The following is a 24200-nucleotide window of genomic DNA, read 5'->3' as shown; positions in this document are numbered from 1 at the left end:
AGACGCCCCGCCCCGCGCGAGCGGGACGGGGCGACGAACGAGCGCGTCTCAACCGAACAGCGCGGCGGCCTCTTCGTAGCGGTACAGGGGCACGCTGTTCAGCTCGCCGAGGGCGTCGGCGAACGGCACGCGCACGATGTCGGTGCCGCGCATCGCGACCATCTGGCCCCAGGCGCCTTCGTTCAGCGCGTCGGCGGCGTGCAGGCCGAGGCGCGTCGCGAGAACGCGGTCGAAGCCCGACGGCGAGCCACCGCGCTGGATGTGGCCGAGCACCGTGGAGCGGGTCTCGATGCCGGTGAGGCGCTCGATCTCGGGCGCGAGCAGCTCGCCGATCCCGCCGAGGCGGGGACGGTTGAAGGCGTCGAGGCCCTTGTCGCTGAACGCTTCGTCCATGCCGGTGAGCTTGAAGCCCTCCGACACGACGACCAGCGGCGCGCGGCCGCGGTCGTGGGCGCGGGTGACCTGCTCGACGATCTCGTCGATCGACATCGGCACCTCGGGGATGCAGATGACGTGCGCGCCCGCGGCGATACCCGCGTGCAGCGCGATCCAGCCGACGTGGCGACCCATGACCTCGGCCACCATGCAGCGCTGGTGCGAGTCGCCGGTCGTGCGCAGGCGGTCCATGGCATCCGTCGCGATGTTCACGGCGGTGTCGAAGCCGAACGAGTAGTCGGTCGCGCGCAGGTCGTTGTCGATCGTCTTGGGGACGCCGAGCACGTTGATACCGTCCTTCGACAGACGGTCGGCCGCCGCGAGCGTGCCCTCGCCGCCGATGGCCAGGATGCCGTCGATGCGGTGCCCGTACATGGTCTTCGAGATGTTCTCGGCGCCGCCGCGCGCGCCCTCGTAGGGGTTGGTGCGGCTGGTGCCGAGGATGGTGCCGCCGACCTTGGACAGCCCCTTCACCTCGTGACGCGTCAGGGGGAAGAAATCGCCGTCGACGACGCCGCGCCACCCGTCACGGATGCCGACGAATTCGATGTCGTAGTTGGTCGTGCCTTTGAGCACGACGCCACGGATGACCGCGTTCAGCCCGGGGCAGTCGCCGCCGCTGGTCAGGATGCCGATCTTCATGGGCAGAGTCCTCAAGTGCTGTGGTTCGGGTGGAGGTCGGCGCCGTTGCCGTCTCCGACCCTATCGCCGCAGACGGGAGCGGTGCCACACGGCGGGGGCACCGCCTCCGGATGCCGTGGGCCCGGGACCCCGCGCAGCCGTCACGACCGGCGCCATCGGCGCTCGTCTCCGTGCGGGTCGATGACCCAGCTTTCCGCGGGACCCACTGTTGGCGCCACCTCGAACCAGAACGTCTCGTCCGGCCCCCAGCCGGCGAGCACGCTCGCCCCGAGATCGCCGACGTCGATGGCACGCCCGGCCGTCGTGAGGTATCCCGCGACACTGAGGTGCACGCCGACGGCCTCACGCGCGAACGCCGCCCAATCGGGTTGCACCCACGCTCCCTCACGTCCGGTGGTCATGGACCACACGTATCGGCGGGAGGCGGTGACGGGGAGCGGATGCCGCCGGCACAACGCCGCCCAGGTCTCGGGGCCGTCGATCTCGATGACGTCCCCATGGGGCGCGCGCACGGGCTCGACGCGGGCCGATTCCCATCCGAGGGAGTCTTCGACGAGGGTCAGTCCGGCGGGACCCGTCGTGCCGCGCACGCGAGTCGTGCGCGGGAGGCCGGTCGGAGGCGTCGACCACCAGGTTCCCGAGACGTCCCGGCCCGCGAATTCCGTCGCGAAGCTGTGTTCTTCCGCTGCGATATCGTCGCGCCAGCGGGCCAGGACCACGACCGGGTGTGCTGCCGGCGGGCGAGGAGTCTCCGAGCACACCGTCGCCTGGGCCGCGTGGTCCACCGGACTCGTCCACCACTCGGCAAGGGTCGAGGCGGCGATCGCTGCTGCCACCGGCTCGAGGACCGGATGCATCTCGTCGGTCGCCAACAGGACGTCCTCGCCGTACGGCGGCTGCCAGTAGGCGGCCAGATCGACGGCCACGGCGAGCGCCGTGTCGAGCACAGCACCGGTGACGGCGGTGGCCCGGAGGCGACCGAGCGCCGCGGCCGCGGCCGCGTCGGCGGGGCTCACCTGGGGCTCGACGAACGCGGACGTGTCGGACCCGATGACCAAGAACGTACCCGGGTTTTCGGCCAGGGGGCGCGCGGCCCACGACACCGCGGCGGCCGCATCCTCAACGCCGCGCCGGCCCTTCTCGCCCAGCAGAACCTCGAGACACAAGCGGCGCCCTCGTGGTCCCGCCAGCAACGCGTCGGGATGGAGGGTCATGTGCCGACCCTAGCCTCCCTGTTCCTCTCCGCCGCCGGACAGAGCCTGGAAATCGATCAACGCGCACGAACGCCCCGAGGCCGAAGCCCCGGGGCGTGCGAGAAGCGACGGCTCAGGCCGCGCCGAGCGCCTGACGCAGCAGGTGCATGAGCGCCGAGAGCTGCACGGAATCGCTGGAGCCGGCCTCGATCGACTGTCCGTCCAGGGCGCGCTGGGCGAGTCCCTCTTTCGAGTCGATGAGCTCGGCGATCTTCGTGTCGATCGTGTGCGCGGCGATGATGCGCCACGCGGTCACGGGCTCGCCCTGACCGATGCGGTGCACGCGGTCGATCGCCTGCGTCTGCTCGGCCGCGGTCCACGACAGTTCCGCGAGCACGACGTTCGACGCCGCCTGCATGTTCAGCCCGACGCCGGCGGCGGTGAGCGAACACACCGCGATGCCGACGCTCGGGTCGGTGTTGAAGGCGTCGATCGCAGCCTGGCGGGCCGTCGACGTCTGCTCTCCGCGCACCGACACGGCTTTGAGCCCGGATGCCTTGAAGTGGGCCTCGGCGGCATCCATCACGTCGATGTGCTTGGCGAAGAACACCACCTTGCCCACCGAGCGCTGCAGCTGCACGGCGTAGTCGGCCGCGAGGTGCGCCTTGGCCTGACCGATGCGGCGGACCATCGTGAAGACGTTCTCGCTGCCGGAACCGGCGGCCTTGGCCTCTTCGAGCTCGCCGTGGGCGACGAGGCGCACGATGTCGTCGTCGATCTCGCCGGCGGCAAGTCCGCGATCGCCGCGGGCCTCGATGATGCGGCGGTACTTCGCCGCGAGGCGGGCACCCAGCTCGCGCTCGGCCTGGCGGATCGAGCGACCGAATTCGTCGTCGAGCTCGACGGGCAGATCGGCCACGAGCTTGTCGGGTAGGTCGGCGGCGACGTCTTTCTTCTTGCGCCGCACGATGCCCATCGAGATGACGGCCTCACGCGCTTCGGGGTAGAACGCCTTGTCGGCGGGCGTCAGGCCCGTGGCATCCAGCTTCTCCATGAGCTCGGGACCGGGCTTCTCGCCGTTGGTCCAGCCGAGGAACCGCCAGATCGCGTCGAAGTCCTCGACGTCGTTGATCAGCGGGGTCCCCGTGAGGGCGAGCATGAGCGGATCCCGCGTCTGCTGACGGACGCGCGAGGCCAGGGCCAGCACGTTCTGCGAGCGCTGCGACGTGAGGTTCTTGATGAAGTGCGCCTCGTCGACGACGATGCCCTTCAGGCCGATCGACGACAGCCACGACAGGTGACGGTCGAGGATCTCGTAGTTGACGATGAAGACGTCGGCGAAGGCGTCGATGTCGGCTCCACCACCCGAGATGACGGTGGCCCGACGCTGCGGAGTCCAGCGCTGCACCTCGCGGGCCCAGTTCATCTTGACGACGTTGGGCACCACGACGAGCAGCGGGTACGCGTCGGCGACCGAGGCCGCGAGCACCGACTCGGCCGTCTTGCCGAGGCCGGGCTCGTCGGCGAGCAGGAAGGAGCGGTGCCCCTCGCGCACGGCTTCGAGGAAGCGCGACTGGTGCGGCATGACCTCGAGTCCACGCGGCGAGAGCCGGTCGAACTCGGGCACGGGCGGGAGGTCCATGCTGGCGGCCGAGCCACCGGCGCCGATCTCGAACGCCTTGTACAGCGGGCCCATGAGCTCCCAGCCGTCGAGCCGGCGCCGCGGGGCGTCACCGGTCGCGCGGGGGGTGAGGTCGGGGGCGAGGAACGGGTTCGCCATCTGGCGCGCCTCGATGGATGCCGGCACGACCTGCTTCTCGGCGAGAGCCGCCGAGACCATCGGCGTCACCTGCGGGGCGGTGTCGGTGATGATCAGCTCGTCGGGCGGCAGCTCGGCGCCCGACTCGATCAGCCAGTCGCGGCGCATGCGCCGGGCGACGGGCGAGGTGGTCTGGTCGACCTCGAGAAGCTGGATCAGCGAGGTGTCGCGCGCGGCGGTCTTGGCGAGGATCGTCGCCACACCGTCGAGCCGCTTGAGCAGCTCGGCGCGCGCGGCGTCGGTGATCTCGGTGTCGGCCTTGACCCGGGCGCGCTCTTCGCGCACCAGGAACGCGATGACCTGGAACTTGATGCGATTGGTCGGCCCCAGCTTTCCACGCTGGGCCTTGGCCTCGATCTCGCGCACCTTGCGGGCGAGGATCGGGATGACGGGGGCTTCTTCGTCGCGTCGGGATGACGTGGTCTTCCTGCGCCGCTGGCTCGAGCCTCGGGCGGCGGTTGCCGTGGTCGGCATGCTCCTCCTGAGCGTGTCGTCCGGATGACAGTCCGGAGCGTCCGGCGAATGCCGGTGGATCAGTGACCCCGGGAATCGTCGCGCGAACCGCCGCCGAAGAGGCGGTGTCGGCGACCCGCAACGCGTCTACGCCGGAACGGCTCGCGAGAAAGCGGATGACGAGGTCATCGATATTCTAGCGGTCCCGACCCCCTCCTCGCGTGAGGTGCCGATATTCGTCGCTTCCGAGCCCACTGAAGCGACAGATACTGGCACCTCCCGCGAACGGCCTCGGGTCAGGACGCGCGGCGCAGACGCAGGCTGTTGAGCACCACGAAGACGCTCGAGAAGGCCATGGCCGCCCCGGCGAGCATGGGGTTCAACAGTCCGAGTGCGGCGAGCGGCAGAGCGGCGACGTTGTACGCGAACGCCCAGAACAGGTTGCCGCGGATCACGCGCATCGTGCGACGGCTGAGCGCGACGGCGGTGACGATCCCGCGCGGGTCATCGCGCATGAGGGCGACGTCGCTGGCGTGCAGCGCGGCATCCGTTCCCCCGCCCATCGCGATCCCCAGATCGGCGGATGCCAGGGCGGCGGCGTCGTTGACCCCGTCACCGACCATGGCGACGGTGCGTCCCTCGGCCTTCAGCGCCGCGATCTCGGCGACCTTGCCCTCGGGAAGCACCCCGGCGCGGACGCGTTCGATGCCGAGCTCCGCGGCGACCGCGCGCGCGATGTGCGGGTTGTCGCCGGTGAGCAGCACCGGTTCCAGACCCATCCGGCGCAACTCGGCGACGGCCTCGGCGCTCTCGGGGCGCACGGCGTCGGCGACCTCGATCACGGCGCGGGCGTGCACGACGCCCAGATCGTCGGGCCATCCGGCCACGATCACCGTTCCGCGCTGCTCGCCCGCCTCGACCGCCGCGGCGAGCGCCGGCGGCAGCGCGGCGCCGAGGTCGGCGGCCAGCGCGGGACGCCCGGCGAACACGCGCACCCCGTCGACGACGCCGACGATCCCCCGACCGGGGAGCGCCTCGAGGTCGCCGGCGACGGGTCCGTCACCGGCGGCCGCCACGATCGCGTGGGCGACGGGGTGCTCCGACCCGCGCTCGACCGCCGCGATGCGCCGCAGGGCGTCGGCGGCATCCCCTCCGTCGACGACCGTGACGGTCGTGACGCTCATGCGGCCCGAGGTCAGGGTGCCGGTCTTGTCGAGAACGATCGTGTCGATGCGCTCGGCCGATTCCAGTGCCGCCGGACCCGTGACCAGGATGCCGAGCTGCGCGCCCCTCCCCGTGCCGACGAGGATGGCGATCGGGGTCGCCAGACCCAGCGCGCACGGGCAGGCGATGATGAGCACGGCCACGGCCGCGGTGAACCCGGCGGCGACCGGCTGACCGGCGACGAGCCATGCCACGAGGGTGAGCACCGCGAGCACGATGACGACGGGCACGAAGACGCCCGAGATGCGGTCGGCGAGGCGCTGCACGCGGCTCTTGCCGAGCTGGGCGTCTTCGACGAGGCGCGCGATGCGGGCGAGGCGCGTCTGCTCGCCGACACCCGTCGCGCGGACGACCAGGCGACCGCCCGCCGCGATCGTGCCGCCGGTGACCCGCGACCCGGGCCCGACCTCGACGGGAACCGACTCGCCGGTCAGCATGCTCTCGTCGACCGAGGCGCGCCCCTCGAGCACCTCGCCGTCGGTGGCGACGGTGGCGCCCGGGCGTACGACGAACTCGTCGCCCACGGCGAGAGCGTCGACGTCGATGCGGCGACCGTCGGCCAGCTCGGCCTCGCGCGCACCCAGGTCGAGCAGAGCGCGGAGCGCCGCGCCGGCGCGACGCGTCGATCGCTGCTCGATCACGCGACCCAGCAGCAGGAACACCGTCACGGCGGCGGCGACTTCGAAGTAGACGACCGAGGTGGAGTCGTGCACGGGACCGAACAGCATCACCTCGTGCCGGATGCCGATGCGCCCGGCCGTCCCGAACACGAGCGCCCACACGCTCCACAGGTAGGCCGCGAACGTGCCCAGGGTGATGAGCGTGTCCATCGTCGCCGCGCCGTGGCGCGCGTTGCGCAGGGTCGCGCGGTGGAAGGGCCACCCGCCCCAGAGCACGATCGGGGTGGCGAGCACGAGCGAGACCCACTGCCAGGCGGGGAACTGCCACGCGGGCACCATTCCGAGCGCGACGACCGGAACCGCCAGGCCGAGCGAGACCCAGAGGCGCACGCGCAGGGGCGTGGTTCCGGGGGCGTCGGCGTGGTCGTGGGCGTGAGCGCCGGGGGCGCCGGGAGCGTGCGCGTGATCGTGGTCGCCGGGGGCGCCGGGAGCATGATCGTGGTCGCCGTGGGCGTCGGGGCCGGCGTGGTCGTGCGTGCCAGCGTCGGATCCGGCGGCGGCGTCGTCGCGGGCGGTCTCGACCTCGACCGGGGTCGACACCGCGCGGCCGTGCGGCGCGACGATGTCACGACCGGTGACGGCGTCGATCTCTCCCCCCGGGGCGGGCACGGCGACCGCCGCGACGGGGGCGGGCGCTGCCGTCGCGCCGCGCGTGCGCACCCGGGCGTCGTACCCGGCCGCCCGCACGGCGTCGACCAGCGCGGCGGGGTCGAGCTCGGCCGGGTAGCGCACGCGCGCGGTCTCGGTCGCGAGGTTCACCGCCGCCTCGACGCCGTCGACGCGGTGCAGGCGCTTCTCGACGCGTGCGACGCAGCTTGCGCACGTCATGCCCTCGATGTCGAGCACCGCCTCGGCGGTGGGTGCGGTGGCATCCGTGTTCTCGCGCATGGCTCCTCCTCGTGTCCCCCGGGACAACACGATACCCCCTGGGGGTATTCCGGGGGGTCGCCCGGACACGATGCAGCAGTCCGCCGCGCACCCCGCGCCCCACCGCGCGCCGGCTCCGCTGCTCGAAGCTCCCTCCCGCGGCCGCCCGTCCCGCGGCCGAACCGGACCCGCCCCCGCCGCGCGACCCTACGCTGGAGCCATGGCCGAGCCGATGACACGCGAGCAGCGCACCGTTCTCGCGATCGCGGTCCTGGCCTCGTTCGTGTCGTTCCTCGACGGAACGGTCGTCAACGTCGCCCTCCCCGCGATCGCCGGTGAGCTGGGCGGGGGCTTGTCGACCCAGCAGTGGGTGGTCGACGCGTACCTGGTGACCCTCGGTGCGTTCATCCTCGTCGCCGGTTCGCTCAGCGACGTCTTCGGCCGCGTCGTCGTGCTCCGCGTCGGCCTGATCGGCTTCGGCATCACGTCGGTGGCGATCGCCTCGGCCCCGACGGCGGAGTTCCTCATCGTGGCGCGGGCGCTGCAGGGCGTGGCGGGGGCCCTGCTCGTGCCGAGCTCTCTCGCCCTCATCACGTCGACCTTCCGCGGCCCCGCGCAGTCCCGCGCGATCGGCATCTGGACCGGGGCCACCACCGTCGCCATGATCGCGGGTCCCCTGATCGGCGGCGTCTTCGTCGACACCCTGTCGTGGCGCCTGGTGTTCCTCGTCAACGTGCTGCCGATCGCGGTGACGATGTGGCTGCTCACCCGTCTGGGCCGACGGGACCATCGTCGCCCCGGCGCCCGGGTCGACATCCTCGGCGCGGTGCTCTGCGCAACGGGTCTCGGCGGGGTCGTCTTCGCCCTCATCGAGCAGCCGAACCTCGGGTGGACCTCACCGGTGATCTGGATGCCGGGGGTGATCGGCGCCGCAGCCTTCGTCGGCTTCCTCGTGCGTCAGCGCGTGGCGCGCGATCCGATGATGCCGCTCGATCTGTTCCGCGCCCGCAACTTCTGGGCCGGCAACCTCGCCACCGCGTTCGTGTACGCGGCCCTGTCGCTGAACGGCTTCGTCGTGAGCGTCTACCTGCAGCAGGGCGCGGGCCTGCCCGCCACGCTCGCGGGTCTCGCGTCGCTGCCGAGCACGCTGCTCATGATCGCGCTGAGTTCCCGGATGGGCGCCCTCGCCGGACGCTTCGGACCGCGCCTGTTCATGACCCTGGGCCCGCTCGCGATGGCCGCCGGCTCGCTGCTGCTGCTCACCGTGGGCGAGGACTTCGACTACTGGACGCAGGTGCTGCCCGGCATCGTCGTGTTCGGCCTGGGCCTGACCGCCACGATCTCGCCCCTCACCGCCGCCGTGCTCGGCGCGATCGACACCGAGCGCTCGGGCATCGCCTCGGCGGTCAACAACGCGGTCTCCCGCGTCGCCGGTCTCCTCGCCATCGCGGGCGTGTCGGCGGTGGTGGGCGGCGCGCTCGATCTCGGCGGCTTCCACCGGGCGGCCCTCTTCACCGCCGCGCTGATGGTGCTGGGCGCCACGGCCGCGTTCCTCGGCATCCGAAATCACCTGTCGCGGCAGGACTGACGGCCGGATCCGCTCGGCCGTGGGTGACCGCGCGGCCATGCCCCGCACCCCGGTGCCACATCCGACGCCCCCACCCGCAGCGCGCCGGCCCGACCCCGCCCGCCTCACGCGAGGATCGCGCGCGTCCGTTCCACGTCGTCGGCCATCTGCACGAGCAGCGCGTCGATGCCGTCGAACGCCGTCATCTCGCGCACCCGCTCGACGAACCGCACCTCGACGTGGTGTCCGTAGAGGTCGAGGTCGGTTTCGTCGAGCACGTACGCCTCGACCTGGCGGGAGTGCACGTCGTCGAACGTCGGGTTGGTGCCGACGCTGATCGCGGCGGGGTAGCTGATGCGCCGGCCGCCCTCGACATCGACGAGCCATCCGGCGTAGACGCCGTCGGCGGGCACGAAGCCCTCGAGGTCGCTCGACAGGTTGGCCGTCGGATACCCCAGCTCGCGCCCGCGCTTCAGGCCGTGCACGACCTCGCCCCAGACCGACGGCGCACGGCCGAGCAGTCGAGCCGCGGTGGTCACGTCTCCGGCCGACAGTGCCTCGCGGATCCAGGTCGACGACACCCGTCGGTCGGCGTGCACCGCGCGCACGTCGTCCACGACGTCGACGCGGAAGCCGTGCTGGGCGCCCAGGCGCGTGAGCAGCGCGGGGTCGCCCGCTCCCCCGGCACCGAAGCGGAAGTCGCTGCCGACCAGCACCGTCCGCGCTTGCAGGGCGTCCACGATGATGCGGCGGACGAACTCCTCGGCGGGAAGGGCCGCGAGCGCCTCGTCGAAGGTCAGCAGCAGGGTCGCGTCCACCCCGGCGCGCTCGAGCAGCTCGAGCTTCTGGTGCGGACCGATCACGTCGGTCGGGCACAGATCGGGCCGCAGCACGCGGAGCGGGTTGCGGTCGAAGGTGACGGCGACGACGCGGGCACCGTCGGAGGCATCGACCCGCGCGCGATCGATGACGGCCCGGTGCCCGGTGTGCACGCCGTCGAACTTGCCTATCGCGACGACCGAGGGGCCGAACCCCGCCGGCACCTCCGCCGGATCGCGGAAGACGATCACGGTGCCATCCGGCGGTGGCGCGTGAGCCACCACAGGCCGAGGAAGGGCAGGACGAGCGGGATGAAGAGGTAGCCGTAGCCGTACACCGACCACACCGTCGGGTGCTGGAACAGCGCCGGCAGCACGAGGCTGAGCGTCCCGACGACGAGCACGCCGACGAGTTCGAAGCCGATCGCGATCCAGGCGACGCGGTACCAGGCGGGCCGCGCCGAGAAGATGAGGGCGAGGGTGGCGAGGATGTACACGACCGCGGCGAGCGCCGACAGCGAGTACGCCAGCGGGGCGTCGTCGAACTCGCGCACGATCTGCACGAACGATCGGCCCGTGGCGGCGAGCGCCATGATGCCGTAGACGACGACGAGGACACGGCCGATGCCGGTCATCCCCCGGGAGCGGGTGGGAGTGGTGGATGCCATGACCCCACGATTCTAGTTCGCTCACGCCGTCGCCGAGCGGCGCTCCCCCGCCGCGGCCTGCTCGAGCCCGTCCAGGGCGTCGCGCCGCACGGCCCCGCCGCCGGCGTGGATACGCTCCCCGCGAGGTCGCCGAGCCCGTGGGGCACCCTGATGGCGCGATGCCTCGTGCGCGTGGTGGCTCGGCCGGATCGTCGGCGGAGACGATCAGGCGATCTGCACCGCCCAGATGACGTACATGCGCCACACCATGACCGCGACGGCGAGGGCGGCGACGCCCATGATCACGGTGCTCCAGCGGCTGCGCTCGATGAGCGCCCACGCGGCGCCGGCCACGGGGACGAGAGCCGCCGACACGAGGTAGGTCCAGAACTCGAGCAGACTGCCCGACGGCGGGTTTCCCGCGAACGGCGCGATGATCGCGACGACGATCTGCACGATGAGCAGCAGCTCGATGAGGGCGAGGGAGCCGACCGTGACGTCGCCCGGGCGGCGACCGGCGAGCCCCGCCACGACGGCGACGAGACCGGCGAGCACGGCGATGCCGACCTGCGCGAGGGTGAACCACAGGATCATCGGGCGGCCTCCGTCGGCATGTTCATGACGCTCTTCAGCTGCGCGCCGCGCTTCTCGACGACGCCGATCAGCTCTCCGTCGGGGTCGATGGCCGCGGCCACGGCTCCGGTGAGGCGCCCGCCGCCGTCGATGCGCTTGCCGTGTCGCAGGTCGCGGGCCTCGTCGGCGCCCACGGCCAACGCCCCCATCACGACGGCCGCGGCGGTCGCGGGGGGCACGAGCTCGTTCTCGGCGATGTCGTCGACGGGCGCCGCGACGGCGACGTCGAAGGAGCCGATCCGCGTGCGGCGCAGCATCGTCAGGTGCCCGCCCACCCCGAGGGCCGCACCCAGGTCGCGGGCGAGGGCGCGGATGTAGGTCCCGCTGGAGCAGTCGACGACGACGTCGAGCTCGATCGTCGCCTCACCCCGGCGGGTCTCTCGAACGGCGAAGCGCGACACCGTCACGCGCCGGGCCTTCAGCACGACCTCTTCCCCCGCGCGGGCCAGGTCGTAGGCGCGGCGCCCGTCCACCTTGATGGCCGACACCGTGCTCGGTACCTGCTCGATCTCGCCGGTCAGGTCGGCGATGCCCGCGGCGATGGCCGCGTCGGTCACGGCGGCCAGGGCCGTGGCATCCGCTCGGGCCGTCTCGATCCCGTCGGCGTCGTCGCTGTCGGTGGCGACACCCAGCAGGATGGTGGCCTCATAGGTCTTGTCGACGCCCACGATGTAGGTCAGCAGGCGCGTCGCCCCTTCGACGCCCAGCACGAGAAGGCCGGTCGCCATCGGGTCGAGGGTGCCGGCGTGCCCGATCTTGCGGGTGCCGAGCGCCTTGCGCGCCCGCGACACGACGTCATGGCTGGTGATGCCTCCCGGTTTGTCGACCAGGAGGATTCCGGGGCGCACCATCAGCAGAAGTCTCCGAAGACCTGCAAGGGGTGGGCGGGGTCGGAGTTCTCGACGATGACGGATGCCGCAGCCTTCGGTCGCGCCGTGCGGAGGTAGTGCTTCTCGGCCTCGGGCAGTTCCGGACGGGGCGTGCCGATGGGCGGGTTGCTCTCGAGCCAGATCGAGAAGTTCCAGAGTCCGCGCACCTCGGAGGCATGGAGGAAGCGTCCGGAGACGACGAGCACCGCGTCGGCGGGGGCGACCTCGCCCGGCCCGAACGACTCGCCCGCTCGGAAGGGCGCGATCAGGCGCTCACGGGCGCGCGGCGCCCCGTCGGCGAGGGCCGCTCGGAAGACCGCCGTGCCCTCCTCGTCGACAGCGGCCGCGAACGCATCGGCGAAGGCGCCCGCCGCCTCGGCGTCGAGCCCGTCGACGGCGACGACGACGCGCCCCGCGCGGTTGTTCTGCCGCATCAGGTCGCGCAGACTCCGCTGAAGATCACGGGCGGTGGTATCGGGCGACGACATGTTCCCAGCCTACTTTCGCCGCCGCGCAGCCCTCCCCCATCCGCGGAAACCGGTGTCCGCAGGACGCCCCGCCGCTCCCGCGCATAAACGCGATCCGTGCGCATAAACGCGCTCTCACCGTGTTTCTGCGCACGAACGGTGTTTATGCGCACCAACAGTGTTCATGCGTGCCGACGACGCCGACCCGGCCGACGGCCCGCCACGCCCGCGGCGTGCACGTGCCCGGCGCATCCCGCCGGCCGGCGCCCCCACCCACGCATAAACGCGATCCGTGCGCATAAACGCGCTCTCACCGTGTTTCTGCGCAGCGATAGCGTTTATGCGTGGCGAATCACGCTGCGGGCGCTCGTAGGCTGGACGGATGCCAGGACTCGCTGCCCCGCTCATCGAGTGGTACCGCGACGCGGCGCGCGATCTTCCGTGGCGCCGCGAGGGGTTCGGCGCGTGGGGCACGCTCGTCAGCGAGTTCATGCTGCAGCAGACCCCGGTCGCTCGGGTGATCCCGCACCTCGACGCCTGGCTCACCCGATGGCCGACGCCCTCGGACCTGGCCGCTGCTCCCCCGGCCGACGCCGTGACGCAGTGGGCCAATCTCGGCTACCCGCGGCGGGCCCTGTGGCTGCACCGCGCGGCGGTCGAGATCCACGATCGTCATGACGGTGTGGTTCCGCGCGACGTCGACGCGTTGCTGGCCCTCACCGGTATCGGTGACTACACGGCGCGCGCGGTCGCGGTCTTCGCGTACGGGGATCGGCATCCGGTCGTCGACACGAACACGCGGCGCGTCCTCGCCCGAGCCGTCGAGGGGCGCGCGCAGCCGGGATCCCCGAACAAGGCCGACCTGGCGCGGATGGATGCCGAGCTGCCCGACGACATCGTCGAGTCGGCCATCGTCAACGCGGCGGCGATGGAGCTGGGCGCGATCGTGTGCACGGCTCGGTCGCCGAGATGCGAGGTCTGCCCGCTGGCGGCGCAGTGCGCCTGGCGCGCGGCCGGATACCCCGAGTCGGAGGACCGCCGCCGACGTCAGGCGAAGTACGAGGGCAGCGACCGCCAGGCGCGCGGCGCCGTGCTGAGGGTGCTGCGCGAGGCCGCCCCCGCGCCCGTCGCCTTGTTCGCCGTCGTCCCCGACTGGCCCGACGCCGTTCAGCGCGACCGCGCGATCGACTCCCTCATCGCCGACGGCCTCGCCGAGGCATCGGACGGCCTCCTGCACCTGCCGGGCCACCCGGCATCCTGAGTCCCGCCCGGGAGCTCCGGCACGCCCGCGATACGAGAAACGGCCGGACACCGGCCCCGAGGGGCGGGCATCCGGCCGTGTCGTCGCGCGGGCTCAGGCCCGCGGGGCGTCTTCGTCGTCGGTGGCGGCGTCGTCGTCGTCCGCGTCACTTTCGTCGAGCTCGTCGTCGTCGTCGGCGTCGTCTTCGCGCGGCTTGACGTACGGGTCGGCGTCGCCGGCGTACGTGGCCGCGGCGGCGAGACCCGCGACCGACTGGTCGCGCTCGCGCGCTTCGCGCAGCAGCGCCGAGATGTGGTCGGCGTTCTCGGGAATGGCGTCGAGGATGAACTCCAGCGACGGGGTGAGGCGCGTGTTGAGGTTCTTTCCCACCTCGCTGCGCAGCAGTCCGGTCGCCGACTTCAATGCCGCTGCGGTGTCGTTGCGGTGCGCTTCGTCGCCCATGACGGTGTAGAACACCGACGCGTGCTGCAGGTCGCCCGTGACGCGTACGTCGGTGATCGTCACGAAACCGAGCCGCGGGTCGCGCAGCCCCTTCTCGAGACGTTCGGCGAGCACCACGCGGATCCGGTCCGCCACTCGTGCCTGTCGCTCTCCTGCCACTGCCTTCTCCTTTGTTTCACTACCGCCGCGAGTCGAGCGCCCCGTGGCTCATCCGCCGGGTGAGGTGGCGCCGTTCGCCGCTGCACCCAGCGTAGGCCGGAGGGGGTGTGCATTCTCCCGAGCATCGGGGTAGGGGCCCCGCTCTGCTCGGGGGAATGCACACCCCCGCAGGCCGAAGCGGGAGCCGCGCCGAACAGCGCGACCCCCGCCCCGTGGATCAGCCTCGCGGCTTCTCGATGAGTTCCGTCGTTTCGATCTCATCACCGATCTGGATGTCGTTGAACTTGCCGAGACCGATACCGGCCTCGAAGTCCGTACGCACCTCGGTGACGTCGTCCTTGAAGCGACGCAGCGACTCGATGGCCAGGCCATCGGCCAGCACGACACCGTCGCGGATGACACGAGCCTTGGCGTTTCGCGTGATCGTTCCCGATCGCACGATGACACCGGCGATGTTGCCGAACTTCGAGGAGCGGAACACCTCGCGGATCTCGGCGACACCCGACTGCACTTCTTCGAACTCCGGCTTGAGCAGGCCCTTGAGCGACTGCTCGACATCGTCGATCGCGTTGTAGATGACCGAGTAGAACCGCACGTCGACACCCTCGCGGGCGGCACGCTCGCGGGCCTTCGTGTCGGGACGGACGTTGAAGCCGATCACGATCGCGTTGTCGATCGTGGCCAGGTTGATGTCCGACTCGGTGATCGCACCCACACCGCGGTGGATGATGCGTAGCTGGACGCTGTCGTCGACCTCGATCTTGAGCAGCGATTCCTCGAGCGCCTCGACGGCACCCGACACGTCACCCTTGATGATGAGGTTGAGCGACTCGACCTTGCCCTCTTCGAGAGCACGGGTGAAGTCCTCGAGCGAGATGCGCTTGCGGGCCTTGGCCAGCTGGGCGTTGCGCTCGGCGGCTTCACGCTTCTCGGCGATCTGACGCGCGGTGCGGTCTTCTTCGGTGACGATGAAGACGTCGCCGGCGCGGGGAACCGAGTTGAGGCCCTGCACCGAGACGGGGCGCGAGGGGTAGGCCTCGTCGACCGCGTCGCCGTTCTCGTCCATCATCGCGCGGACGCGGCCGTAAGCCGTTCCGGCGACGATCGCGTCTCCGACGCGCAGAGTTCCCGACTGGATGAGCACCGTGGCGATCGAGCCGCGGCCCTTGTCGAGCCTCGCTTCGATCGCGACACCGCGGGCCGCCTTGTTCGGGTTGGCCGTGAGGTCCAGACCCGCGTCGGCGGTGAGCAGCACGGCATCCAGCAGAGCCTGGATGTTGAGGTTCTCGCGAGCCGACACGTCGACGAACATGACGTCTCCGCCGTACTCCTCGGCGACCAGACCGTACTCGGTGAGCTGCTGGCGCACCTTGGCCGGGTTGGCGTCGGGCTTGTCGACCTTGTTGACCGCGACCACGATCGGCACGTTGGCCGCCTGGGCGTGGTTCAACGCCTCGACCGTCTGGGGCATGATGCCGTCGTCGGCCGCGACCACGAGGATCGCGATGTCGGTCACCTGCGCACCGCGGGCACGCATGGCGGTGAACGCCTCGTGACCCGGGGTGTCGATGAAGGTGATCGCGCGCTCGATGCCGTCGTGCTCGGTCCAGATCTGGTACGCACCGATGTGCTGCGTGATGCCGCCGGCCTCGCCCGCCACGACGTTGGTCTGGCGGATGGCGTCGAGCAGTCGCGTCTTACCGTGGTCGACGTGGCCCATGACGGTGACCACGGGAGGACGGATCTCGAGATCGTCCTCGCTCTCGGCTTCGAGTTCGCCGTCGAGGTCGAGACCGAAGCCCTCGAGGAGCTCTTTGTCCTCGTCCTCGGGCGAGACCATCTGGATCTTGTAGCCGAGCTCGGCGCCGAGCACCTCGAAGGTGGCCTCGTCGAGCGACTCAGTCGCGGTGGCCATCTCGCCCAGGTTGAACAGGATGGTCACGAGCGTGCCGGGCTGCACGTTGTAGCCGCGCAGGGCCTCGAGCTTGTCCGCGAAGTCGGAGATCGATGCGCCGCGACGGAGGCGGATGATCTCGCCGTTACCCTTCGAGACGTTGACGCCGCCGACGACCGGCGCCGACCGCATCTCGAATTCCTGCCGCTTCGCCCGACGCGACTTACGCTGCTTCGACTTGCCGCCGCCCTTACCGAAGGCACCTGCGGTACCACCGCCGGGACCACGGCCACGACCGCCACCACCGCCGGGACGACCGGCGAAACCGCCGCCGCCCGCACCGGGTGCGCCACCGGGCCGCTGGAAGCCGCCACCGGCACCGCCGGGACGACCGGGGCCGCCGGGACGCTGCTGGAACGGGGCGCCCGGACGACCGGCACCGCCGGGACGACCGGCACCGCCGGGACGGGGAGCGCCGGGACGCGGGGCACCGGGACGCGGAGCCTGCGGGCGCGGGATGTTGCCGGGCGTCGGGCGTTGGCCCATGCCCTGCGCCGACGCGAACGGGTTGTTGCCCGGACGGGGACCGGCGGGACGCTGGCCCATGCCCTGGGCCGACGCGAACGGGTTGTTGCCCGGACGCGCGCCACCCGGACGCGGGGGCGAGCTCGGGCCGGGCTTGGGGGCACCGGGGGTCGCCGACGACGACGCCTCGGCGTCACCGGACGCGGGAGCTGCGGGAGCGGGGGTCGCCGCAGCCGGGGCGGAGGCCTCAGGAGCGGATGCCGCGGGGGTCGCTGCCGCGGGAGCGGCCTCGGCCGGAGCCGGGGCGGCGGGGGCTGCGGGCTTGGCGGGGCCCGGGGTTGGACCCGACGGGCGGGCGCCCGGGGTCGCTGCCGGACGAGCGGGGCCGGGACGGGCGCCGGGGCGCGCCGCAGCGGCGGCGGGCTTGGCATCCGAGGATCCGGAGGAGCTCTCGGCCGCGAGGGCGGCGCGGAGCTTACGAGCCACGGGGGGCTCGATGGTGGATGAGGGGCTCTTGACGAACTCGCCGAGCTCCTTCAGCTTCGCAAGCGCGACCTTGCTGTCGACGCCGAGCTCGGAAGCGATCTCGTGCACGCGTGGTTTTGCCACAATTCTCCTGTCTGAGGGCCTACCCCGGACAGGGCAGACCGTTACTTGCGGACGGGTCTCATTTCGAGCCGTTCACTTCGTGTCCATAGCCGTTCAGCCTTTTCGCTGGTGGTGTGATTCGAAGGTCTGCGTGTCAAGCGGGCTTGACACACGCAATGCTCGTACGAAGGCGCGACGCGCGAGAGCTTTTCTCACGCACGCGTCCGTCTCGTGCACCCACGCACCCCGGCCCGGCAGGACCGCCCGCTCGTCGGGGACGAGCTGAGATCCGTCGGCGACCACACGCAGAAGCGAGGATCGGGGGGCGCGTGCGCGGCATCCGACGCACGTTCGTACTGGTTCCATCGTACACCTCGCCGTCGCCGCAGCGACGGACGCTCAGTTGTCTTCGAGGATGCTGTCGGGCTGGATGTCGATCTTCGCGCCGGTCAGCTTGGCGGCCAGACGCGCGTTCTGCCCCTCTTTGCCGATCGCGAGCGACAGCTGGTAGTCGGGCACGAGCGCGCGGACGGCCTTGGTGGTGGCATCCAGAACGAAGCTCGAGGTGACCTTGGCCGGCGACAGCGCGTTCGCGACGAAGCGCGGCAGCTCGGCGTCGTAGTCGATGATGTCGATCTTCTCGCCCGCGAGCTCTTCGGTGACGGCGCGCACGCGGCGGCCGAGCTCACCGATGCAGGCGCCCTTGGCGTTGACTGTCGGGTCGTTGGCCTTGACGGCGATCTTCGAGCGGTGACCGGCTTCGCGGGCCAGCGACACGATCTCGACCAGGCCCGCCGCGATCTCGGGCACCTCGAGGGCGAAGAGCTTGCGGACCAGGCCCGGGTGCGTGCGCGACACGGTGATCTGCGGCCCCTTGTTGCCCTTGGACACGCTCGTCACGTAGACGCGCAGACGCGAGCCGTGCGCGTAGGTCTCGCCGGGAACCTGCTCCTCGGGCGGGAGGATCGCCTCGACCGTTCCGAGGTCGACGTGCACCATGCGCGGGTTCGGGCCCTGCTGCACGACGCCGGCGACGATGTCGCCCTCTTTGCCGCGGAACTCCCCCAGCACCGCGTCGTCGGCGATGTCGCGCAGACGCTGGCTGATGACCTGCTTGGCGGCGAAGGCGGCGATGCGACCGAAGTCGTCGGAGGACTGCTCCTCTTCGCCGATGACGATGTCTTCGTCGTCGGTCACGGGCGTGAAGACGCCGACGTGTCCGGTCTTGCGATCGAGTTCGACGCGGGCGCCGGCGGGGATCTCGCCGGTGGGCGAGATGTGCTTGGCGTAGGCGGTCAGGATCGCCTGCTCGATGATGCGCGCGAGTTCATCGAAGGGGATCTCCTTCTCGCGTTCGATCGTCTTCAGAAGTGCGAGATCGATGTCCACAAGGGCCCTCCGTTATTCAGCTCTCATCGACGCGACCGGCGCCGACAACCCCCCTACGATACCCGGGATGCCACCCGCCCCGCGACCCGGCGAGCGATTCGGCCGACGCCCGGGCTGCGCACGACTGCTGTGATCCGCCCGCCGCCTCCCCGCCGACACGCGGAATCTCGGCACCTCGACCCGCGCGACGTCGCGAAGTTCAGGAGTTCTGCACGGGAGGGCCGGTGGCGGGCAGCTCGACGCACGGGAGCCTGCGTCACAGGCGCTCGAGCGGGTTGGCGGCCAGCTTCGCGACCACTCCCCCCTCCGCCAGTCGGCGCGCCGCGGTGTCGGGCTTTCGCGCGGCCTGGTCGAGCACGCAGGCGCCGAACTCGGCGGCGAGCGTTCCCCGCGGATGGGCGCGGAGCACCTCGCGGCGGAAGTCCTCGGGCAGCGCGTCGGGGCGGGCGCCCGAGATGTCGAGCGCCGTCGCCGTCTCGAGCAGGTGGCCCTCGGCATCCATCGCCGGGTCGACGCTCGGCCAGTTGTGCCGCACGATCACCTCGAGCACGCGCTGGCGCCGCGCGGGCTCCCACCCCGCCCCCGTGGTCAGGGCGATGCCGACGTGGCCGCCCGCGTGCTCGTACGAGAGGGTGTGGTTGTCGTACTCGGCGACCGTGCCGACGTCGTGCAGCACGGCGGCGACGTACAGCAGCTCGTGGTCGATGCCGGTGATGCCGTCGACGCGCGCGAACGCCTCGGCCCACAGCCAGGAGCGCAGGGCGTGTGCGGTGATCGCGGGCGACTGGTACTGCGTCGCCAGTTCGAGAGCACCGCGCGCGGCGAGGGTGTCGGGCACGGGGATGTCGGCGATCTGCACGGGGCCTCCGGGGTCGGGTGAACCCTCACTCTTCCGCCGCGCGCCCGGCGCCGACAGACCCGCGCCGGTCAGCGACCGAAGGCATCCTGCCAGAGCGGGGCACCCTGCGGGACCCCGAGCGGCACGCCGGTCGTGCGTCGCGCACACGTCACGGAACGCGGATGCCGCGACCGAGGGGGCCGCGGCATCCGGAACCGCTCAGCTCACGGGCGACGCGTGCCAGATGCGCTCGAGGTAGTCGCGCATCGCGCGGTCCGACGAGAAGTACCCGCTGCGCGCGACGTTGAGGATCGCCGAGCGCACCCAGCCGTCCTGGTCGGCGTAGGCGGCGTCGACCCGCTCCTGCGCGTCGAGGTACGACGAGAAGTCGGCGAGGGCCATGAACCGGTCTTCGTACAGCAGGTTCGACACGAGCGGCTCGAACACCGTGCGGTCGCCGTCCGAGAACGCTCCCGAGGCGATGAGGTCGATGGCGCTGCGCAGCCGCTCGTCGCCCTGGTAGTGGTCGGCGGGGCGGTAGCCCTCGCTCCAGAGCGCCTCGACCTCGGGCTCGCTCATGCCGAAGAGGAAGAAGTTGTCGTCGCCGACCAGGCGGCGGATCTCGACGTTCGCTCCGTCGTCGGTGCCGATGGTGAGCGCTCCGTTGAGCGCGAGCTTCATGTTGCCCGTGCCCGAGGCCTCTTTGCCCGCGAGCGAGATCTGCTCCGACAGGTCGGCGGCGGGGATGATGCTCTCGGCCAACGTCACGTTGTAGTTCGCCGGGTACAGCAGCTGGAGCTTGCCCTCGACGCGCGGGTCGGCGCTGACGACCTCGCCCACGGCGTTGATGAGGTGGATGATGCGCTTGGCCATGCCGTACCCGGGTGCGGCCTTCGCCCCGAAGAGGAACGTGCGCGGTTGCACCTCGTCGATCGGCAGGCGCCCCGACACGATCCCCTCGTACGTGCTGACGATGTGCAGCACCTTCAGCGTCTGCCGCTTGTACTCGTGCAGGCGCTTGATCATCACGTCGAGCATGTGGGTGTCGTCGAGGGGCGCGTCACCGCGGGACTCGAGCACCCGCCCGAGGCGCCGCTTGTTGGCGAGCTTCACCGCGGCGAAGCGCTCGCGGAAGTCGCCGTCGTCGGCGAGGGCCTCGAGCCCCCGCAGCCGCTCGAGGTCGACCGTCCAGCCCGCGCCGAGCGCCTCGGTGATGAGGGCCGACAGGTCGGGGTTCGCCAGGCGCAGGAAGCGGCGCGGGGTCACGCCGTTCGTGACGTTGGTGAACTTGTCGGGCCACATCTGGGCGAAGTCCTTGAGCACGTTGTCGCGCAGCAGCTGCGAGTGCAGCTCGGCGACGCCGTTCACCTTGGAACCGGCGACGGTGGCGAGGTAGGCCATGCGCACCGAGCGGGAGGGGTGCTCGCCGATGATCGACATGTTGCGGATGAGCATCTCGTCGTCGCCGAAGCGCTCGCGCACCTCGAGCAGGAACTCGTCGTTGATGCGGTAGATGATCTCGAGGTGGCGGGGCAGCAGGCGGCCGAGCAGGTCGACCGGCCAGACCTCGAGCGCCTCGGGCAGCAGCGTGTGGCAGGTGTAGGCGAAGCACTTCTGCGTGATGGCCCAGGCGGCATCCCAGTCGAGCTTCTTCTCGTCGACGAGCACGCGCATGAGCTCGGGCACGCCGATGACGGGGTGGGTGTCGTTCAGCTGGAAGATGACGCGCTCGGGCAGTGCCTCGATGTCGAAGTCGTCGGGCAGCACGTTCTCGATGAAGTCGGCGATCGAGGCCGCGACGAAGAAGTACTGCTGCTGCAGGCGCAGCTCTTTACCCTGGGGCGTGGAGTCCTCGGGGTAGAGCACCTTCGAGATGTTCTCGGCGAACGTCTGCGCGCGCACCGACTCGACGTAGTCGCCCGAGTTGAAGGTGTGCAGGTCGAAGGCGTTGGTGGCCACCGCACGCCACAGGCGCAGGGTGTTGACGCGGCCGTTGTGATAGCCCGGGACCATCATGTTGTACGGCACCGCGAGCACGTTCCACTCGGGGACCCAGCGGGTGCGCTCGACGCCGTCGTCGTCGTACGTCTCGGTCGTGCCGGCGAACGAGACGGTCTGTGCGGCCTCGGGGTGCGGGAAGTCCCACGGCGAGCCCATGCGCAGCCACGCGTCGGGCTGCTCGATCTGCTGCCCGTCGGCGAACGCCTGACGGAAGATGCCGTACTCGTACCGGATGCCGTACCCGATGGTCGGCACGCTCATCGTCGCGAGCGAGTCGATGAAGCAGGCGGCCAGACGGCCCAGGCCGCCGTTGCCGAGGCCCGGCTCGATCTCGACCGCGCGCACGGCGTCGATGTCGATGCCGCACTGGGCGAGCGCCTCGGTGGCGATGTCGGTGAGGCGCGCCGCGAGCAGGTTGTTGTCGAGCTGACGGCCCAGCAGATACTCGGCCGAGAGGTAGCAGACGGTCTTCGCCTGCAGCTTCTTCTGCTGGGCGCGATCGTCGAACCAGCGCGCCATGAGGTAGTCGCGCACCGTGAACGCCAGCGCCAGGTACTGGTCGTTGACGTCGGACGCCGACAGGGTCACGCCCTGGTCGAAGTTCAGGTTCTGCAGGAACTGTTTCGTGAAGCCGTCGACCGAGGCTGCGGGCGCCACGACGGGCGCGATCGCGAGCGGGTGGGTGGGACGGAGCTCAGGTGTGTTCTCGGGCACCCTCCGACCGTAATCAGAACGACCCCGTCCTGCCAGGATTCACCGAGAACGACACATGATCTTCACCACCGCGCCGCACGACGACCGGGGAGCCGGATGCCGGATGCCGGATGCCGGCGGTCAGCGCAGACCGCACCCGTCGACGACCTGCGTCTTGCCTTCGATGAGGTTCTTCGTCCAGGTGTAGAGGACCGGCAGGAAACGCGACTTCGGCAGGATGGGGCGCAGGTGGTCGTAGCCCGCGTACGTCGCCCACCGCACCGGCTGCCCCTCGGCGCAGAGCTTCTGCACGTAGTCGCGCTGCAGGCTCGGCGGGATGACCTCGTCGTCGGCTCCCCAGGCCACGAGCATCGGCGTGCCGAGCGGCTCGGTCATGGTGTTTTCGGCGAGTCGGCGTCCGAGGGCGCCGTCGGTGAGGTCGGCGTTGTACAGCGGGCGGTCCTCCGACACCCCGAGCGCCGTCAGCACCGAGACGACGACGCCCGGCTCGGTGGGGCATCGCTGGGTCATCTCGAGCACGATCGAGCGCGAGCCCTGGGCGATGTAGTCGTCGAGGTGCACGTCGGCGTAGGTCTGCGAGTACGGCACCAGCACCCACGAGGTGATCACCGAGAGCATCGCGTTCGGCGGTCCCGACAGCAGCTCGCGCGCCAGGGCGGGCGGGTCGGCGACGGGGGCGACCACGGCCGTGCCGAGCACGTCGATCCCGGGGGCGTAGTCCTCGGCGATCGCGGTGGTCCACAGCGCTGCGTGTCCGCCCTGCGAGTGGCCCCAGACCACCGTGTCGGGCGAGAGCGTCACATCGGTGCGCAGCTCCGCCGTCGCCAGCACCGCGTCCAGCGACGAGCGCGCCTCGCCCCGGCCGATCAGGTAGGGGTAGGTGCCGGGTGCACCCTGGCCGGAGAAGTCCGAGGCGACGACCACCCAGCCGGCCTTGAGCGCCTGCTCGAGGGCCGGGATCGACCACCGGGTCGCCGAGGCGTCGCGCAGGCTCGGTGCGCACCCCTGGGCCACCCCCGTCGTGCCGTGGTTCCAGATGATGACGGGACGCGGTCCCGGGGGCGGGTCCTTGGGCATGATCACGAGGGCGCTCGCCACGGCGGGCCGGCTCACGGCATCCCTCGTCGTGTAGAGGATGCGCGTGACGTCGCCGTTCTGGGGAAGGCGGCCGAGGTAGGCGTCGGAGCGGATGAGACGGCCGTGACCGCTCGGCACCTCGGCCGGGGCGTCGTAGAAGGCGTCGACGACCGGCGCGCCGTCGTTGAGCCAGTCGTTCAGCCACCACCCGCCCGCGGCGGTCGCGACCAGCACGAGAGAGAGGGCGTAGCGGCCGGCGGCGGCCCAGCACAGCCGCGTCCGGCGACGTCGAACGGCCCGCGGCGCGTCGAACGGCGTCCGCGGCGCGTGCGGACGACGGATGCCGCGGACTCCGCGGGCGAACACCCCCACGCCGAACACGATCGTGCGCACCCCGAACACCACCGCAAGCACCAGGACCGTGACGTCGGGCCAGGTGAACGACAGCAGTCCGAGGGCGATCTGGGCGACACCCCAGGCCAACGACAGCACGCGGGCGCTGACCTCACCCGGCGAGACGGCGCGTCCCACCGACGCGAGCCCCCCGATGACGAGCAGCACCGCGAGCACGGGCGGCAGCAGTTCGAGGCTGCGCCCCAGCCAGACCAGGACAGCGACACCGGCGACGATCCAGGCGGCGGCCACCGACCGTGCCCACCATCCGGCGGGGCGCGCGACCAGCTCGACGATGCCCATCACCACGGCACTGGCACCCACGTAGATGCCCAGCAGCACCAGCGAGGTGAGCGGCCGCGACACGATCAACGCCCCCAGCACGACCACGACGATCCCGACGATCAGCAGCACGCGCGGCGGGGCGTGGCGGGTGAGCACCGGGAGCGCATTCCACCGGCGCGGGCGCGGGCGGCGGGGTGCGGGCATCAGGCAATCCTAGGCAACGCGGCACCGCGCGAATCGGGCGAGGGGCGGGGCGCGGGGCTCGGGCCTCCGCGGACGCCGCGAGACGACGCGCGACGGGCGCGGCCACGCGGGCGCGCA

At 71.4% G+C, this 24200-nt stretch carries 18 protein-coding genes; 2 read left to right on the top strand and 16 right to left on the bottom strand.

Annotated features, from left to right (window positions below; genetic code table 11):
- Positions 1–48: 48 nt before the first annotated feature.
- From ASF96_RS06185 to ASF96_RS06170, 4 genes are all read right to left on the bottom strand, one after another.
- Positions 49–1077 (bottom strand): 6-phosphofructokinase, encoded by a 1029-nt coding sequence (locus tag ASF96_RS06185; RefSeq protein WP_055834994.1) that lies wholly within the window; start codon positions 1075–1077, stop codon positions 49–51.
- A 140-nt stretch (positions 1078–1217) separates the two neighbouring features.
- Positions 1218–2291 (bottom strand): hypothetical protein, encoded by a 1074-nt coding sequence (locus ASF96_RS06180; protein ID WP_156458747.1) that lies wholly within the window; start codon positions 2289–2291, stop codon positions 1218–1220.
- 112 nt (positions 2292–2403) lie between these two features.
- Positions 2404–4563: a DEAD/DEAH box helicase gene (locus ASF96_RS06175; protein WP_055936981.1), complete on the bottom strand. Its 2160-nt coding sequence runs from the start codon at positions 4561–4563 to the stop codon at positions 2404–2406.
- Between the two features lie 275 nt (positions 4564–4838).
- Positions 4839–7334, bottom strand: coding sequence for a heavy metal translocating P-type ATPase (locus ASF96_RS06170; protein WP_055936978.1), 2496 nt, complete (start codon positions 7332–7334; stop codon positions 4839–4841).
- A gap of 199 nt (positions 7335–7533) precedes the next feature.
- Here ASF96_RS06170 and ASF96_RS06165 point away from each other — a divergent pair, with 199 nt between their 5' ends.
- A complete protein-coding gene (locus ASF96_RS06165) occupies positions 7534–8901 on the top strand; it encodes an MFS transporter (protein WP_055936975.1) in 1368 nt (455 codons plus the stop codon).
- 104 nt (positions 8902–9005) lie between these two features.
- On the opposite strand, the gene ASF96_RS06160 is transcribed toward ASF96_RS06165, so the two are convergent.
- From ASF96_RS06160 to ASF96_RS06140, 5 genes are all read right to left on the bottom strand, one after another.
- Positions 9006–9950 carry a bifunctional riboflavin kinase/FAD synthetase gene (locus ASF96_RS06160; RefSeq protein WP_055834980.1) on the bottom strand — a complete coding sequence of 315 codons (945 nt, stop codon included), beginning with the start codon at positions 9948–9950 and terminating at the stop codon, positions 9006–9008.
- Entirely contained in the window at positions 9947–10366 is a 420-nt protein-coding gene (locus ASF96_RS06155; protein ID WP_055936972.1) for a hypothetical protein, read from the bottom strand. The genes ASF96_RS06160 and ASF96_RS06155 overlap by 4 nt, the downstream gene beginning before the upstream one ends.
- 204 nt (positions 10367–10570) lie before the next feature.
- Complete coding sequence (locus ASF96_RS06150) at positions 10571–10939, bottom strand: hypothetical protein (protein WP_055936969.1); 369 nt, start codon at positions 10937–10939, stop codon at positions 10571–10573.
- Positions 10936–11829 carry a tRNA pseudouridine(55) synthase TruB gene (gene truB / locus ASF96_RS06145; protein ID WP_055834971.1) on the bottom strand — a complete coding sequence of 298 codons (894 nt, stop codon included), beginning with the start codon at positions 11827–11829 and terminating at the stop codon, positions 10936–10938. Before truB ends, ASF96_RS06150 begins: the two co-directional genes overlap by 4 nt.
- Entirely contained in the window at positions 11829–12335 is a 507-nt protein-coding gene (locus ASF96_RS06140; protein ID WP_055936966.1) for a hypothetical protein, read from the bottom strand. Before ASF96_RS06140 ends, truB begins: the two co-directional genes overlap by 1 nt.
- 361 nt (positions 12336–12696) lie before the next feature.
- Between ASF96_RS06140 and ASF96_RS06135 the strand changes: the two genes are divergently transcribed.
- Positions 12697–13575: an A/G-specific adenine glycosylase gene (locus ASF96_RS06135; RefSeq protein ID WP_055936961.1), complete on the top strand. Its 879-nt coding sequence runs from the start codon at positions 12697–12699 to the stop codon at positions 13573–13575.
- A gap of 93 nt (positions 13576–13668) precedes the next feature.
- On the opposite strand, the gene rbfA is transcribed toward ASF96_RS06135, so the two are convergent.
- The 7 genes from rbfA to ASF96_RS06105 all read right to left on the bottom strand — a co-directional run bounded on the left by rbfA (position 13669) and on the right by ASF96_RS06105 (position 24083).
- Positions 13669–14175, bottom strand: coding sequence for a 30S ribosome-binding factor RbfA (gene rbfA, locus ASF96_RS06130; protein ID WP_055936960.1), 507 nt, complete (start codon positions 14173–14175; stop codon positions 13669–13671).
- A 217-nt stretch (positions 14176–14392) separates the two neighbouring features.
- A complete protein-coding gene (gene infB, locus ASF96_RS06125; protein WP_191915314.1) occupies positions 14393–17203 on the bottom strand; it encodes a translation initiation factor IF-2 in 2811 nt (936 codons plus the stop codon).
- A gap of 93 nt (positions 17204–17296) precedes the next feature.
- A complete protein-coding gene (locus tag ASF96_RS16410; protein WP_082509308.1) occupies positions 17297–17548 on the bottom strand; it encodes a YlxR family protein in 252 nt (83 codons plus the stop codon).
- 33 nt (positions 17549–17581) lie between these two features.
- Positions 17582–18571, bottom strand: a complete 990-nt coding sequence (nusA, locus tag ASF96_RS06120; RefSeq protein ID WP_055834956.1) for a transcription termination factor NusA — start codon at positions 18569–18571, stop codon at positions 17582–17584.
- A gap of 256 nt (positions 18572–18827) precedes the next feature.
- The gene (locus ASF96_RS06115) at positions 18828–19430 is read right to left on the bottom strand and encodes an HD domain-containing protein (RefSeq protein WP_055834953.1); all 603 of its coding nucleotides are present in this window, start codon (positions 19428–19430) and stop codon (positions 18828–18830) included.
- Positions 19431–19628: 198 nt separating this feature from the next.
- Positions 19629–22124 (bottom strand): glycogen/starch/alpha-glucan phosphorylase, encoded by a 2496-nt coding sequence (locus tag ASF96_RS06110; protein WP_055936954.1) that lies wholly within the window; start codon positions 22122–22124, stop codon positions 19629–19631.
- A gap of 120 nt (positions 22125–22244) precedes the next feature.
- The gene (locus ASF96_RS06105; protein ID WP_055936951.1) at positions 22245–24083 is read right to left on the bottom strand and encodes a lipase family protein; all 1839 of its coding nucleotides are present in this window, start codon (positions 24081–24083) and stop codon (positions 22245–22247) included.
- Between the last annotated feature and the right edge of the window lie 117 nt (positions 24084–24200).

This window comes from Microbacterium sp. Leaf179 (assembly GCF_001423785.1).
In the GTDB taxonomy this organism is placed as follows: Bacteria; Actinomycetota; Actinomycetes; order Actinomycetales; family Microbacteriaceae; genus Microbacterium.
The sequence above is the reverse complement of the archived record's forward strand: the minus strand, read 5'-3'. Positions and strand labels throughout refer to the sequence as shown.

What these genes read in the sequence shown, in the direction of transcription:
- ASF96_RS06185 (WP_055834994.1), bottom strand. Translation starts at nt 1,077, where the DNA reads ATGAAGATCGGCATCCTGACCAGCGGCGGCGACTGCCCCGGGCTGAAC.
- ASF96_RS06180 (WP_156458747.1), bottom strand. Translation starts at nt 2,291, where the DNA reads ATGACCCTCCATCCCGACGCGTTGCTGGCGGGACCACGAGGGCGCCGC.
- ASF96_RS06175 (WP_055936981.1), bottom strand. Translation starts at nt 4,563, where the DNA reads ATGCCGACCACGGCAACCGCCGCCCGAGGCTCGAGCCAGCGGCGCAGG.
- ASF96_RS06170 (WP_055936978.1), bottom strand. Translation starts at nt 7,334, where the DNA reads ATGCGCGAGAACACGGATGCCACCGCACCCACCGCCGAGGCGGTGCTC.
- ASF96_RS06165 (WP_055936975.1), top strand. Translation starts at nt 7,534, where the DNA reads ATGGCCGAGCCGATGACACGCGAGCAGCGCACCGTTCTCGCGATCGCG.
- ASF96_RS06155 (WP_055936972.1), bottom strand. Translation starts at nt 10,366, where the DNA reads ATGGCATCCACCACTCCCACCCGCTCCCGGGGGATGACCGGCATCGGC.
- ASF96_RS06150 (WP_055936969.1), bottom strand. Translation starts at nt 10,939, where the DNA reads ATGATCCTGTGGTTCACCCTCGCGCAGGTCGGCATCGCCGTGCTCGCC.
- truB (WP_055834971.1), bottom strand. Translation starts at nt 11,829, where the DNA reads ATGGTGCGCCCCGGAATCCTCCTGGTCGACAAACCGGGAGGCATCACC.
- ASF96_RS06140 (WP_055936966.1), bottom strand. Translation starts at nt 12,335, where the DNA reads ATGTCGTCGCCCGATACCACCGCCCGTGATCTTCAGCGGAGTCTGCGC.
- ASF96_RS06135 (WP_055936961.1), top strand. Translation starts at nt 12,697, where the DNA reads ATGCCAGGACTCGCTGCCCCGCTCATCGAGTGGTACCGCGACGCGGCG.
- ASF96_RS16410 (WP_082509308.1), bottom strand. Translation starts at nt 17,548, where the DNA reads ATGGAACCAGTACGAACGTGCGTCGGATGCCGCGCACGCGCCCCCCGA.
- ASF96_RS06105 (WP_055936951.1), bottom strand. Translation starts at nt 24,083, where the DNA reads ATGCCCGCACCCCGCCGCCCGCGCCCGCGCCGGTGGAATGCGCTCCCG.